Source organism: Streptomyces sp. Ru72, assembly GCF_002920635.1.
In the GTDB taxonomy this organism is placed as follows: Bacteria; Actinomycetota; Actinomycetes; order Streptomycetales; family Streptomycetaceae; genus Streptomyces.
In genome coordinates this window covers 78408-92237 of the sequence record NZ_PQSR01000015.1, presented here as the reverse complement: position 1 = coordinate 92237, position 13830 = coordinate 78408, and the positions used below count along the sequence as shown (strand labels likewise).

Genomic DNA, 13830 nt, shown 5'->3' with positions numbered 1-13830 from the left:
TCACGAAGGACGATCATCGATGAGTGACAACCAGCTGCGTCTGGTGTGGATCTACCCGGACCTGCTGAGCACCTACGGCGACCAGGGCAACGCGCTCGTCGTGGAGCGCCGGGCCCGTCAGCGCGGCCTCGATGTGGCGCGCCTGGACGTGCGCAGCGACCAGCCGATCCCGACCTCCGGCGACATCTACCTGATCGGCGGCGGCGAGGACCGTCCGCAGCGGCTCGCGGCCGAGCGGCTGCGTCGCGACGGGCACCTGTACCGGGCCGTGGAGAACGGCGCGATCGTCTTCTCGGTCTGCGCCGGCTACCAGATCCTCGGCCACGAGTTCATCAACGACCTCGGGCAGCGAGAGCCGGGTCTCGGCCTGCTCGACGTGGTATCGGTGCGCGGCGAGGGCGAGCGGTGCGTCGGCGACGTCCTCGCGGACATCGATCCGCGCCTCGGCCTGCCCCCGCTCACCGGCTTCGAGAACCACCAGGGCGTCACCCACCTCGGCCCGACCGCCCGCCCGTTCGCGCAGGTGAAGCTCGGCAAGGGCAACGGCACGGGCGACGGCACGGAGGGCGCGTACAACGACACGGTCTTCGGTACGTACATGCACGGGCCCGTGCTGGCGCGCAACCCGCAGATCGCGGACCTGCTGCTGAAGCTGGCGCTGGACGTCAACGCGCTGCCGCCCGTCGACGACCGCTGGTACGAGGCGCTGCGGGGCGAGCGCATCGCGGCCGCGCAGCAGCCCGCGTAGACGGAGCCGCCCGGCAGCCCGCGCAGGTACTACAGCCGCGCGAGCCGACGTGGGCGCGGCCCCGCCGCAGTCCGAGGGAAACGGTTCCGCAGGGTCGCGTCCGGCCCCCCGTACACCGGCCGGACAACCTGCGGCAACCGGCCCGTCTGACAGTGCGTCCGCACAGCTGAGCGGGCGCGTCCAGCAGGCGGACGCACGATGCGGCCCCGCCCCCCTTCGCCGGTAGGGTGGCGGGGATCGAGCCGGACAGCGCGGTCCGGTCCCGTGCCCACGTTGAGAAGGTATTCCGGGCTATGCGCATTGGTGTCCTCACGTCCGGCGGTGACTGCCCCGGTCTGAACGCCGTCATCCGGTCCGTCGTGCACCGCGCCGTCGTCGACCACGGCGACGAGGTCATCGGCTTCCGGGACGGTTGGAAGGGTCTCCTGGAGTGCGACTACCTCAAGCTCGACCTCGACGCGGTCAGTGGCATCCTGGCCCGCGGCGGCACCATCCTCGGCTCCTCCCGGGTCCGTCCCGAACACCTGCGGGACGGTGTGGAGCGGGCCAAGGGCCACGTCGAGGAGCTCGGTCTCGACGCGATCATCCCGATCGGCGGTGAGGGAACGCTCAAGGCGGCCCGGCTGCTGTCCGACAACGGACTGCCGATCGTCGGCGTGCCGAAGACCATCGACAACGACATCGCCGTCACGGACGTCACCTTCGGCTTCGACACGGCCGTCGGTGTGGCCACCGAGGCACTGGACCGGCTGAAGACCACCGCCGAGTCCCACCAGCGGGTGCTGATCGTGGAGGTCATGGGCCGCCACACCGGCTGGATCGCGCTGCACTCCGGGATGGCGGCCGGCGCCCACGCGATCGTCGTGCCGGAACGCCCCTTCGATATCGACGAGTTGACGGCCAAGGTCGGCGAACGGTTCGACGCGGGCAAGCGGTTCGCGATCGTCGTCGCCGCGGAGGGGGCCAAGCCGAAGCCCGGCACGATGGAGTTCGACGAGGGCGGCAAGGACGTCTACGGGCACGAGCGGTTCGCCGGTATCGCCCGGCAGCTCTCGCTGGAGCTGGAGGAGCGGCTCGGCAAGGAGGCCCGTCCGGTGATCCTCGGCCATGTGCAGCGTGGTGGTACGCCCACGGCGTACGACCGGGTGCTGGCGACGCGGTTCGGGTGGCATGCGGTCGAGGCCGTGCACCGGGGCGAGTTCGGCATGATGACCGCGCTGCACGGCACGAAGATCGTCATGGTGTCGCTGGCGGAGGCGGTGGAGACGCTCAAGACGGTGCCGATGGAGCGGTACGCCGAGGCGGAGTGTGTTCTGTAACGCATCGGCAGGCTTCAGCCGCCCCCGGTCGCAGCCGCGGCCGGGGGCGGTTCTAGTCTGGGTGCGGACAGACAGCTGTGGACAGACAGCGCACAACCCCCACGAAACAGGAGCCGGCGGATGGATCACAGCGGGCACGGCATGACCATGGATCTGCCGCCGTTCACGCTGGGGCGGGGGCTCGCCTGGTCGACGGACCCGTTCTTCCTGATCGCCTGCCTGGTCGGGCTCGGGCTGTACGGGTGGGGCGTCGTCCGACTCGTGCGCCGCGGGGACAAGTGGCCGGCCGGCCGTACGCTCGCCTACACCGTCGGCGTACTGATCGTGCTGCTCACGATGTGCACCAGGCTGAACGACTACGGCATGGTCATGTTCAGCGTGCACATGGTCCAGCACATGCTGATCAGCATGCTGGCGCCGATCCTCATCCTGCTCGGCGCGCCGATCACCCTGGCACTGCGCGCCCTGCCGACCGCGGGGCGCGGCCGCAGGGGGCCGCGCGAGCTGCTGCTGATGCTGCTGCACAGCCGCTACCTGCAGGTCATCACGCACCCGGCGTTCACCATCCCGCTGTTCATCGCGAGCCTGTACGGGCTGTACTTCACCCCGCTCTTCGACTTCCTGATGGCGTCCAAGGCCGGGCACATCGCGATGATGGTGCACTTCCTCGCCGTCGGCCTGGTGTTCTTCTGGCCCATCATGGGCGTCGACCCCGGCCCGCACCGGCCCGGGCATCTGATGCGGATGCTGGAGCTGTTCGCGGGCATGCCGTTCCACGCGTTCTTCGGTATCGCCCTGATGATGGCGTCCACACCGATGGTCGACGCCTACCGGCACCCGCCCGCCTCGCTCGGCATCGACGCCCTGGCGGACCAGACGTCGGCGGGCGGCATCGCCTGGGCGTTCAGCGAGGTCCCGTCCGTGCTGGTGCTCCTCGCGCTGCTGTTCCAGTGGTACAGGTCCGAACAGCGGCAGGCCAAGCGGAAGGACCGGGCCGCGGACCGCGACGGCGACAAGGAACTCGAGGCGTACAACGCCTATCTGGCCTCACTCAACGCACGGGGCCGCTGAGTTCCGTCACACCGCTGAATTCCCTTTCTTTTCAGGCTGCCTGAAGCACCGCTCCATTCGGTAGCCTGGTGCGGTGACGCCCTGCCGCCGCTCTGCAGGGCGTGGGGGACCGCAGGGGGGAGCGGTGATGAGAATGCGCGCGTCTTTGCACCGGGCGGGGAAATACCCGGCCCGAAGGATCGGCGTTCTGCTGGCCGCGGTGCTGGTCGTCGCCGGCTGCGGAAAAAACGCACAGACGTTCGTGGTGAAGGCCGTCGCCGTCGGGATCCCGTCGCTGAATCCCTTCTTCGACGAGCGCAGCGGTCTCGGGCACGACACCACGGTCCGCATCCGGGAGGTGCCCGGAGGGCTGCAGGCCGGGAACACGCCCGGGCTCTACGGCGGTACCCGGCAGCCCACGATCTGTGACGTCAAGCAGCTGAAGGAATTCCTCACCGATCCCGGGAACGACCGCAAGGCGAAGGTCTGGGCACAGGTCCTCGGAATTACCCGAACACAGATCCCCGACTATCTCGACCGGCTCACACCGGTCCTACTGCGTCACGACACTCTCGTTCAGAACCACGACTACAAGGAGGGCAGGGCCACCCCTTTCAACTCGCTGCTCCAGGCCGGAATCGCCGTATTGGTGAACGACCAGGGGCAGCCCACGGTGAAATGCTCCTGCGGAAACCCACTGCGCCCGTTCCAGGGCGACACCACACGGATTTCGGTCACGTTCGAGGACGGCAACAGGAAATGGGCCGGATACGACCGTTCCTCGGTGGTGGCGGTCAGGCCCGCGCCGCGGCCGCTGACCCGGCTGGTGCTCGTCGACGTCGACGACCCGGGCCGAGGGATCAGCCGCCCCGTCGGGACGGCCGGCGGTCACGACTCCCCCTTCGACGCCCGGGTACGGCACCGGGTGCCCCGGGTGACGGGGATGCCGTTCGCCGAGGCCGGCCGGCGGCTGACGGACCTGGGACTCGCGGTCGCCTACGCCGGGAAGGGGGCGCCGCCCGACAAGGCCGTCGTCACGGGTTCGGATCCCGGGCCGGGCACCGAGCTGGCGTTCGGGCAGTACGTCACCCTGTCGGTGGACACCGCCACCACGGACGGACCCGGCGGCGGCACGAGGGCGACGTCCACTCCCCCGTCGTCGGGCGGGACCACGACACCGGGGAAGGACGGCAACGGCTCTCCCCCGACGCCGGCCGACAGCGGGAAGGTCTCCTCCCCGTCGGCGTCCGGGGGCTCCTCCTCGCCACCGGGGAGCGGCGCGAGCACCTCCGGCGGCTCCGCACCGTCCAGGACCACCCACCCGTCCGCGTCGAGCAGCGCGGCTCCGTCCGGTACGGCGCCCGGGGCGCCCGGTTCCCCGACCACCGGCGAACCGGGGACGAGCAGCACGCCCGCGACGTCGGCGCCCGGCCCTTCCAGGACGCCCGGCTCCTCCAAGTCCCCCGCACCCTCGAAGTCGCTCGACCCGTCCGAGCCAACCGCCCCCTCCAAGCCAACCGCCCCGTCCAAGCCGTCGAAGCCCGTCACCTCGGCGCCCGAGAGCGGCAGGCCGTCGACCGGCACGCCGCCGCCCGGGAGACCGGCCACGAGCAGGCCGGCCACCGGCCCACCGGCCACCAGCGCGCCACCGGTCACCTACAGCCCCTGATCGGCCGGCCCACGGACGTCCCGCACCAGACCGCCGCAGCAGACCGGGGAGCGACGCGATGCCATCAGGATCACCGCAGTCGGGAGTGGGCCGGACCATCGCCGGTCGTTACCTCCTGCTGAACCGGCTCGGCAGCGGCGCCATGGGCCATGTGTGGCGCGCCCATGACCAGCGGCTGGACTGCGAGGTCGCCCTCAAGGAGGTCGTGTTCCGCAATCCGGTGGAGGCGATCGAGGAGCGGGCCGCCCGGGTCGCCCGCGCCCGGGCCGAGGCCCGGCACGCGGCAGGGCTGCGCGGGCATCCGCACGTGGTCACCGTGCACGACGTGCTGGAGCACGAGGGCCTGCCATGGATCGTCATGGAGTACGTCCCGGGCGCGCTCGACCTGCGCGAACTGGTCCGTCGTCAGGGCCCTCTGGCCCCCGCGGAGTGCGCCCGCGTCGGGCTCGCCGTGCTGGACGCCCTGACCGCCGGGCACGAGCGGGGCGTCATGCACCGGGACGTGAAGCCGGCGAACATCCTGCTGGCGCCGGACCGCGACGGGGTCCCGTACGCCCGGGTCCTGCTCACCGACTACGGCATCTCGGTGCAGCCGGACGCGGGCGAGCCCCGGTACACGCTGACGTCCGCGCTCGTCGGCACGCCCGGCTACCTGGCGCCCGAGCGTGCGACCGGCGGGCCGCCGACCGCGGCGGCCGACCTGTTCTCGCTGGGCTGCACCCTGTACTTCACGGTCGAGGGATGCGGGCCCTTCGAGCGGGACACCCAGCTCGCCGAGATCACCGCGGTGGTCCTGGAAGAGCCCCGGCCTCCGGTTCGGGCCGAGGCTCTGGGGCCGCTGCTGTCCGCCGTGCTGGTCAAGGATCCGGCCCTGCGGATCACAGCGGCCGACACGGCAGCCGCACTGACGGCGATCGCGGCTCCGAGCCGCACGGTCCCGGGCTCGCGGACGCGGTGGGCACGTCCGCAGGCGCCGACCCGGACGTCGTACAGCCCGGCGGCAGGCGGCCTGCCGACGTCCCCGGCCGCGCCCTCCCCGGCGAACCGGCGCGTACGCCACCCCCGACGCGCACACCTCCTGCGCGCCCTCCTCGCCTGCGCCCTGGGCCTGGTGCTCGCGCTGGGCGGGGTCTGGTACGCGGTGGTGCACCCGTCAGGCGGCGGGGCGGCCAAGCCGTACGGGGACGCCGTCGGCCTCGCGCGGCCCCTGAAGGACGGTGACTGTGTGGTCGCCGACTGGCCCGGGACCCCCTTCCAAAGCGGTCCTCCGCGGCTGACCGTGGACCCGACCTGCTCCGAGAGGACCCCGGACGGGCAGGTGATGGCGCTCGTCTCCAGCCCGTCCGCGGACGAGGCCCGCCGGCACGGGTCCGACGCGTGCGAGCGGCGCACGCTGGAGGTCCGCGAGAAGCTCGCCGACGTGCGCGGTTACGCCGTCGTCCCGACCCGGGACGGGTTCGGGGCGGCCGGGCGGCGCACCGCGTGTCTGGTGCTGGGCGCGCACGGGCCGGTGTACGGGCCGCTCGGGGACCACCGCAAGCCGGGGATGCCGTTCGTGGACACCGCCCAGATGCAGAAACGGGACTGCCTGGACGCGCCCTCCCTGCGGGTCGCCCGCCTGGTCTCCTGCACGGGCACCCACGACCAGCAGGTGCTCGGCTTCACCCGGCTCGGCCCCGGCACCACCCTGACCGAGGCCAGGAGTCTGTCCGACGCGGCGTGCGCGCGCGACGTGCCGCCGAAGGACTACGGCTTCGATCCGTCCCGCTACGAAGCCGCGTCCTGGACGGGCACGAGCGCCTGGTTGTCCGGAACTCATCTGGTCGTCTGCACCGTGCGCAAGCAGAACGGGGGCACCATGGGTGAGGACGAACCATGAGGAGGGTGTTGCCATGCCCGGTTCCACGAAGGCGATGGGGGTGCTCACCGTCGGTGCGCTCGTCGTGGTGACGGCCTACACGGTGGCGCTCGGCAGCAGCGGCTGGCTGTGGTTCGGCTGGGTCGTCCTCGGCCTCATCACGCTCGGCATGGTGGTCACCACCCGCAACACCTGACTCGGAGCCTGTGTCAGGGGCCCGGCAGCCGCCCCGCCGAGTGCACCCCCGGCTGGTACTTCGGCAACCGGATCGTGATCTTCATGCCCGCCCCCGGCGCGGTCTCGATGACAAGTGCGTGCTCATCTCCGTAGACCTGGCGCAGCCGGTCGTCGACGTTGGACAGTCCGATGCCGCCGGACGGGCTGATCTCCCCGGCGAGGATGCGGCGCAGCAGCTCCGGGTCCATGCCCGCGCCGTCGTCCTCGATGACGACCAGGGCCTCGGCGCCCGCGTCCTGCGCGGTGATGCCGATGTGCCGTTGGTCGGTGGTGCCCTCCAGGCCGTGCTTGACGGCGTTCTCGACGAGCGGCTGGAGGCAGAGGAAGGGCAGGGCGACCGGCAGTACCTCCGGCGCGATCTGCAGGGTGACGGTGAGCCGGTCGCCGAAGCGGGCCCTGACCAGCGCCAAGTAGTGGTCGATGGCGTGGAGTTCGTCGGCGAGCGTGGTGAAGTCGCCGTGCCGGCGGAACGAGTAGCGGGTGAAGTCCGCGAACTCCAGCAGGAGTTCACGGGCACGCTCGGGGTCGGTGCGCACGAACGAGGCGATGACGGCGAGCGAGTTGAAGATGAAGTGCGGGGAGATCTGGGCGCGCAGGGCCTTGATCTCGGCCTCGATGAGCCGCGTACGGGACCGGTCGAGGTCCGCCAGCTCCAGTTGTACGGAGACCCAGCGGGCCACCTCCCCCGCGGCGCGGACGAGGACCGCGGACTCGCGGGGCGCGCAGGCGACCAGCGCGCCGTGGACGCGGTCGTCGACGGTGAGCGGTGCGACCACGGCCCAGCGCAGCGGGCAGTCGGGCACGTCGCAGGTCAGCCGGAAGGCCTCGCCGCGGCCGGTCTCCAAGGGGCCCGAGAGCCGCTGGAGCACCTCCTCCCGGTGGTGCTCCCCCGCTCCGTCCCAGGCCAGCACGGTCTCCCGGTCGGTGAGGCAGAGCGCGTCGGTGCCGAGCAGGGAGCGCAGCCGTCGCGCGGACTTGCGGGCGGTCTCCTCGGTGAGCCCGGCACGCAGCGGGGGTGCGGCCAGGGAGGCGGTGTGCAGGGTCTGGAAGGTGGCGTGCTCGACGGGGGTGCCGAGCCCGCCGAGGCGCTCGGGGCGGGCGGTGCGCCGGCCGAGCCAGAACCCGGCGGCCAGCAGGGGCAGGACGGCCACGCACAGCCCGGCGAGGAAGCCGCTCACGCCGTCACCTCCGCCCGCAGTTCCTCGGGCAGGTGGAACCGGGCCAGGATCGCCGCCGTCCCGGCCGGCACCCGCCCGGGTGTGGCCAGGGACACCAGCACCATGGTCAGGAACCCGAGCGGCACCGACCACAGCGCGGGCCAGGCGAGCAGGGCGTGCAGGGTGCCGCTGCCGGGGTAGCCCGCCATGGTCGCCGCCACCGCGAGGAACGCCGCACCGCCGCCGGCGAGCATCCCGGCCGCGGCGCCCGGCGGGGTGAGCCGGCGCCACCAGATGCCGAGCACGAGCAGCGGGCAGAACGACGACGCGGACACCGCGAAGGCGAGGCCCACCGCGTCGGCCGCCGGAAGCCCGCCGACCAGCACGCTCGCCGCCAGCGGCACCGCCATCGCGAGCAGCGTGCCGAGCCGGAAGTGCCGCACGCCCCGCGTCGGCAACACGTCCTGGGCCAGCACCCCGGCCACCGCCATGGTCAGCCCGGAGGCGGTGGACAGGAACGCGGCGAAGGCTCCGCCCGCGACCAGTGCGCCCAGCAGGTCCCCGCCGAATCCGCCGATCATGCGGTCGGGCAGTAGGAGGACGGCGGCGTCGGCGCCGCCGGTGAGGGTGAGTTCGGGGGCGTAGAGCCGGCCCAGGGCGCCGTAGACGGGCGGCAGGAGGTAGAAGGCACCGATCAGGGCGAGCACGGCCACGGTGGTGCGGCGGGCGGCGACCCCGTGCGGGCTGGTGTAGAAGCGGACGACGACGTGGGGCAGGCCCATGGTGCCGAGGAAGGTGGCGAGGATCAGCCCGTACGTGGCGTACAGCGGGCGTTCCGCGCGGCCGGAGACGAGCGAGGTCGACATGCCGCCGTTGCTGCCGTGCTCGGCGACGGGGACGGGGTCGCCCCGGGTGAAGGTCAGCCGGGTGCCGCGCTCGATGCGATGGGTGCCGGTGGCGAGGTCCGCGCGCTGTCCGTCGTACCGGCGGCCGTCGACGGTGCCCGAGGCGGTGACGGCGAGCGGGCGGGACAGGGTCAGGTCGAGGGTGTCGTCGATCCGTACCACTCGGTGCTCGCGGAAGGTCGCCGGTTCGGCGAACGCCCCGCGGGGTGCGCCGTCGCCCTGCCAGGCCAGCACCAGGAACAGCGCGGGGACGAGCAGAGCGGTGAGTTTCAGCCAGTACTGGAACGCCTGGACGAAGGTGATGCTGCGCATACCGCCCGCGGCGACGGTCGCCACCACCACGACGGCGACGATGATCCCGCCGAGCTGCTGGGGAGCCCCGGTCAGCACGGCCAGGGTGAGTCCGGCGCCCTGGAGCTGGGGCAGCAGGTACAGCCAGCCGACGCCGACGACGAACGCCCCGGCGAGCCGCCGCACCGGCTGGGAGGCGAGCCGGGCCTCGGCGAAGTCGGGCAGGGTGTAGGCGCCGGAGCGGCGCAGCGGCGCGGCGACGAACAGCAGCAGGACGAGGTAGCCGGCGGTGTAGCCGACCGGGTACCAGAGCATGTCCGGGCCCTGGACGAGGACGAGTCCGGCGATGCCGAGGAAGGAGGCCGCGGACAGGTACTCGCCGCTGATCGCGGCCGCGTTCAGGCGGGGGCCGACGGCGCGGGAGGCCACGTAGAAGTCCGAGGTGGTGCGGGAGATGCGCAACCCGAAGGCGCCGACGAGGACGGTCGCGAGGACGACGAGGGCGACGGCGGGGACGGCGTAGTTCTGGTTCACTGCCCTGTCCTCAGCGGTCCTCGACGAGCCGGACGAAGTCCTTCTCGTTGCGTTCGGCGCGGCGCACGTACCAACGGGCGAGCAGGATCAGCGGCGGGTAGAGGCCGAACCCGAGCACCGCCCATTCCAGACCGCCCGTGCGGGTGGCGGCGAAGAACAGGGGAAGGGGCCCGATCAGGAGCACCAGCACGGTGAACACGGCGAGAGCCGCGCGGAGCTGGCTGCGGATCAGTGAGCGGACGTAGGTGTGGCCGAGTGTGGTCTGCTCGTCGATCTCGGTGCGCGGGCGGTAGTAGCCCAGGGCGCGGCGGCGTCCGCTCCGGGGCGGCCCGGTGACGACGACGCGGCGCTCGGCGGGGTCCTGCGGCACACCGTCCCCCTAGCCCGCGGTCCGGCGTATCAGCATCTCCCGCAGTTCGCGGGCGTGCCGGCGGCTGACCTGGAGTTCGACGGAGCCGACGAGGACACTCACGGTGCCGGCGTCCAGACGGAGTTCCTCGATGTGCCGCAGGGCGACGAGATGGCGACGGTGGATGCGGACGAATCCGCGCGAACGCCACCGCTCCTCCAGGGTGGACAGCGGAATCCGCACGAGATGGCTGCCCTGGGCGGTGTGCAGGCGGGCGTAGTCGCCCTGCGCCTCGACATGGGTGATGTCCTCCACGGGCACGAACCGTGTCACGCCGCCGAGTTCCACCAGGACGTGGTCGGGATCCGGCTCGTGCACCGGGATCAGCGGCGTGGTCTCCCTGAGCTGTTCGGCGCGGCGCACCGCCTCCGCGAGCCGCTCACGGCGTACGGGCTTGAGGACGTAGTCGACGGCCTTGAGGTCGAACGCCTGCACGGCGAAGCCTTCGTGGGCGGTCACGAACACGACGAGCGGTGGCTTCGCGAACCCGGTGAGCAGCCGGGCCATCTCCAGGCCGTCCAGACCGGGCATGTGGATGTCGAGGAAGACGACGTCGATCGCGTCGGGGCCGTCGGGCCCGGACTCCAGGGCGCGGTTGATGCGGCGCAGTGCCCCGGTGGCGTCGCCCGCACCCTCCACGCTGCCGATCCTGGGGTCCGCGCGGAGCAGGTAGAGCAGTTCCTCGAGCGAGGGGCGTTCGTCGTCGACGGCGAGGGCGCGCAGCATGAAGGTGGAGTCTAGGAGCAATCCGCAGCTGTGGGCATGTGCGGAGCACGACGTTCTCGCTGGATGCGGTGGCGGCGCCGCGCCGGACACGGTGCCGCGCCGAGTCTCGTTACAGTGCCCGCATGAACAGCAGGCCGGCATCGTTCGACGAGCTCGACCGGAAGATCATCACCGCTCTGATGGCGAACGCCAGGACCAGTTTCGCCGAGATCGGCGCGGCCGTCGGCCTGTCGTCCACGGCGGTCAAGCGCCGGGTGGACCGGCTGCGCGAGACGGGTGTGATCACCGGATTCACGGCCACGGTGAAACCGTCGGCGCTGGGCTGGCGCACGGAGGCGTACGTCGAGGTGTACTGCGAGGGCGCGGCGCCGCCCCGGCGCCTGGCGGAGGTGGTGCGCAACCATCCGGAGATCACGGCGGCGATGACGGTGACCGGCGGCGCGGACGCACTGCTGCACGTGCGGGCGAGGGACGTCGAGCACTTCGAGGAGGTGCTGGAGCGGATCCGCGCGGAGCCGTTCATCCGGAAGACGATCAGCGTGATGGTGCTGTCCCATCTGCTCCCGGAAAGCCCGGAGGCGGGCGCGACCCAGGCGGCGCCCGACGACGTGCCGGAGGGCGCAGCAGACGTGCGCTGACCGGCCCCAAGACGCAGCATTGCTGCGCGAACACGCAGCTCTCGTCGCTTGTCGTCCGTATCCGCCGCTTTCTACCTTGGTGTCAACCCTCAGTCGACACTCCAGGAAACGGAGGAACCCCTCTGTGCCTGACAGCCGTGTGCCGCGCCGGCGGCGCTTCCTCGTCTGCGAACCCAGACACTTCGCCGTGCAGTACGCGATCAACCCCTGGATGCATCCCGACACCACGGTCGACGTGGATCTGGCCCATGAGCAGTGGCAGGGACTGATCCGCGCCTACCGCGCCCACGGCCACGCCGTCGACAGCGTGGACCCGGTGCCCGGTCTGCCGGACATGGTGTTCGCCGCGAACTCCGCGGTCGTCGTCGACGGCCGGGTCTTCGGCTCTCTCTTCCACGCGCCCGAGCGGCGCCCGGAGTCCCTCCACTACGAGACGTGGTTCAAGGCGGCCGGTTACGACGTCCACCGCCCCGTCTCCGTCTGCGAGGGCGAGGGCGACCTCGTGTGGACGGGCCGGTACCTGCTGGCGGGCACCGGGTTCCGTACGACCCGGGAGGCGCACCGTGAGGCGCAGGAGTTCTTCGGCCACCCGGTGATCAGCCTGACGCTGGTGAACCCGTACTTCTACCACCTGGACACCGCTCTGTTCGTCCTCGACGACGACAACGTCGTGTACTACCCGGAGGCGTTCTCGCCGGGCAGCCGGGAGGTGCTGGCGCGGCTGTTCCCGGACGCGGTGCTCGCGACGCACGAGGACGCGATGGCGTTCGGCCTGAACTCCGTCTCCGACGGACGCCACGTCTTCATCGCGCCGAAGGCCGAGGCGCTGGCCTCACGCCTCGCCGACCAGGGTTACGACCCCGTCCCCGTCGACCTGTCCGAGTTCCACAAGGCCGGCGGAGGCATCAAGTGCTGCACCCAGGAGATCCGGGAGACCCGTTCATGACCGCACCCGCCCGTACGCGTTCGACCGCCGAGCTGATCCGGGCCGAGGAGCCCGTCCTCGCGCACAACTACCACCCGCTGCCCGTGGTCGTCGCCCGTGCCGAGGGCACCTGGGTGGAGGACGTGGAGGGCCGTCGCTATCTCGACATGCTCGCCGGGTACTCGGCCCTGAACTTCGGTCACCGCAACCCGGTGCTGATCGAGGCGGCGCACCGTCAGCTGGACCGGCTGACACTCACCTCGCGGGCCTTCCACAACGACCAGCTGGCCGAGTTCGCGCAGTCCCTGGCGGAGTTGACGGGCCTGGACATGGTGCTGCCGATGAACACGGGCGCGGAGGCGGTGGAGAGCGCCGTCAAGGTGGCCCGGAAGTGGGCGTACGAGGTCAAGGGCGTGCCGGCCGACCGGGCGACGATCGTGGTGGCGGCCGGGAACTTCCACGGCCGTACGACGACGATCGTCAGCTTCTCCACGGACGAGACGGCGCGGGCGGGATTCGGGCCGTTCACGCCGGGTTTCCGGATCGTCCCGTACAACGACCTGGCGGCGCTCGAGGCGGCGGTCGACGAGACGACGGCGGCCGTGCTGATCGAGCCGATCCAGGGCGAGGCGGGCGTGGTCATCCCCGACGAGGGTTACCTCACCGGGGTCCGGGAGCTCACGCGCCGGGCGGGGTGCCTGTTCGTCGCGGACGAGATCCAGTCCGGTCTCGGGCGTACCGGTCGCACGCTGGCCGTGGAGCACGAGGGTGTCCTGCCGGACGCGCTGCTGCTCGGGAAGGCGCTCGGCGGCGGGATCGTGCCGGTGTCGGCGGTGGTGGCGCGCCGGGAGGTGCTCGGGGTGCTGCGGCCGGGCGAGCACGGATCGACGTTCGGGGGCAACCCGCTGGCCGCGGCGGTGGGTTCGGCGGTCGTCGGCCTGCTGAAGACGGGCCATTTCCAGCTGCGAGCGGCCGAGTTGGGTGTGGTGCTGCGGGACGGGCTCACCTCGCTCGTCGGCAAGGGCGTCGTGGGCTTCCGCTCGCGCGGGCTGTGGGCCGGCGTGGACGTCGACCCGGCGATCGGCACGGGACGCGAGATCAGCGAACGGCTCATGGCGGAGGGGATCCTGGTCAAGGACACCCACGGCTCGACGATCCGCCTGGCGCCGCCGCTGACGATCACGGAGGAGGAGCTGCGGTCGGCGCTCGGGGCGCTGGAGAAGGTGCTGGCCGCTTGAGCACGGCGCCGCACCGGCTGTGATCCGCCCCCGCCGCCCCCACGCATCGCGTCCCCAGGGGCTCCGCCCCCGCCCCTCCGCTCCCGGCGGGGTCCGGAGGCGCGGCCCCCGAGGGCAGGGGGCGGC

General features: G+C 72.1%; 13 protein-coding genes. 9 read left to right on the top strand and 4 right to left on the bottom strand.

Annotation, left to right across the window (positions count from 1 at the left end):
* Positions 1 to 19: 19 nt before the first annotated feature.
* The 6 genes from C3488_RS10220 to C3488_RS10195 all read left to right on the top strand — a co-directional run bounded on the left by C3488_RS10220 (position 20) and on the right by C3488_RS10195 (position 6840).
* Positions 20 to 748 carry a type 1 glutamine amidotransferase gene (locus C3488_RS10220; protein WP_103839036.1) on the top strand — a complete coding sequence of 243 codons (729 nt, stop codon included), beginning with the start codon at positions 20 to 22 and terminating at the stop codon, positions 746 to 748.
* A 293-nt stretch (positions 749 to 1041) separates the two neighbouring features.
* Positions 1042 to 2067, top strand: a complete 1026-nt coding sequence (locus C3488_RS10215) for a 6-phosphofructokinase (RefSeq protein WP_103839035.1) — start codon at positions 1042 to 1044, stop codon at positions 2065 to 2067.
* Positions 2068 to 2187: 120 nt separating this feature from the next.
* Positions 2188 to 3138 (top strand): cytochrome c oxidase assembly protein, encoded by a 951-nt coding sequence (locus tag C3488_RS10210; RefSeq protein WP_103839034.1) that lies wholly within the window; start codon positions 2188 to 2190, stop codon positions 3136 to 3138.
* A 133-nt stretch (positions 3139 to 3271) separates the two neighbouring features.
* Complete coding sequence (locus C3488_RS10205) at positions 3272 to 4786, top strand: DUF6777 domain-containing protein (RefSeq protein WP_308460663.1); 1515 nt, start codon at positions 3272 to 3274, stop codon at positions 4784 to 4786.
* Between the two features lie 58 nt (positions 4787 to 4844).
* The gene (locus C3488_RS10200) at positions 4845 to 6665 is read left to right on the top strand and encodes a serine/threonine-protein kinase (RefSeq protein ID WP_103839032.1); all 1821 of its coding nucleotides are present in this window, start codon (positions 4845 to 4847) and stop codon (positions 6663 to 6665) included.
* A gap of 13 nt (positions 6666 to 6678) precedes the next feature.
* Complete coding sequence (locus C3488_RS10195) at positions 6679 to 6840, top strand: hypothetical protein (RefSeq protein WP_103839031.1); 162 nt, start codon at positions 6679 to 6681, stop codon at positions 6838 to 6840.
* A 13-nt stretch (positions 6841 to 6853) separates the two neighbouring features.
* On the opposite strand, the gene C3488_RS10190 is transcribed toward C3488_RS10195, so the two are convergent.
* The 4 genes from C3488_RS10190 to C3488_RS10175 are packed head-to-tail and all read right to left on the bottom strand — an operon-like array spanning position 6854 to position 10903.
* A complete protein-coding gene (locus C3488_RS10190) occupies positions 6854 to 8059 on the bottom strand; it encodes a sensor histidine kinase (RefSeq protein WP_103839030.1) in 1206 nt (401 codons plus the stop codon).
* A complete protein-coding gene (locus C3488_RS10185; protein ID WP_103839029.1) occupies positions 8056 to 9768 on the bottom strand; it encodes a cation acetate symporter in 1713 nt (570 codons plus the stop codon). The genes C3488_RS10190 and C3488_RS10185 overlap by 4 nt, the downstream gene beginning before the upstream one ends.
* Positions 9769 to 9778: 10 nt before the next feature.
* On the bottom strand, positions 9779 to 10138 hold the full coding sequence (locus C3488_RS10180) for a hypothetical protein (RefSeq protein ID WP_103839028.1): 360 nt from the start codon (positions 10136 to 10138) through the stop codon (positions 9779 to 9781).
* A gap of 9 nt (positions 10139 to 10147) precedes the next feature.
* On the bottom strand, positions 10148 to 10903 hold the full coding sequence (locus tag C3488_RS10175) for a LytTR family DNA-binding domain-containing protein (protein ID WP_103839027.1): 756 nt from the start codon (positions 10901 to 10903) through the stop codon (positions 10148 to 10150).
* A 122-nt stretch (positions 10904 to 11025) separates the two neighbouring features.
* Between C3488_RS10175 and C3488_RS10170 the strand changes: the two genes are divergently transcribed.
* From C3488_RS10170 to rocD, 3 genes are all read left to right on the top strand, one after another.
* Positions 11026 to 11541: an Lrp/AsnC family transcriptional regulator gene (locus tag C3488_RS10170; RefSeq protein WP_103839026.1), complete on the top strand. Its 516-nt coding sequence runs from the start codon at positions 11026 to 11028 to the stop codon at positions 11539 to 11541.
* A 124-nt stretch (positions 11542 to 11665) separates the two neighbouring features.
* Positions 11666 to 12487, top strand: a complete 822-nt coding sequence (gene ddaH / locus C3488_RS10165) for a dimethylargininase (protein WP_103839025.1) — start codon at positions 11666 to 11668, stop codon at positions 12485 to 12487.
* Positions 12484 to 13704, top strand: a complete 1221-nt coding sequence (gene rocD, locus C3488_RS10160) for an ornithine--oxo-acid transaminase (protein WP_103839024.1) — start codon at positions 12484 to 12486, stop codon at positions 13702 to 13704. The genes ddaH and rocD overlap by 4 nt, the downstream gene beginning before the upstream one ends.
* Positions 13705 to 13830: the final 126 nt, after the last annotated feature.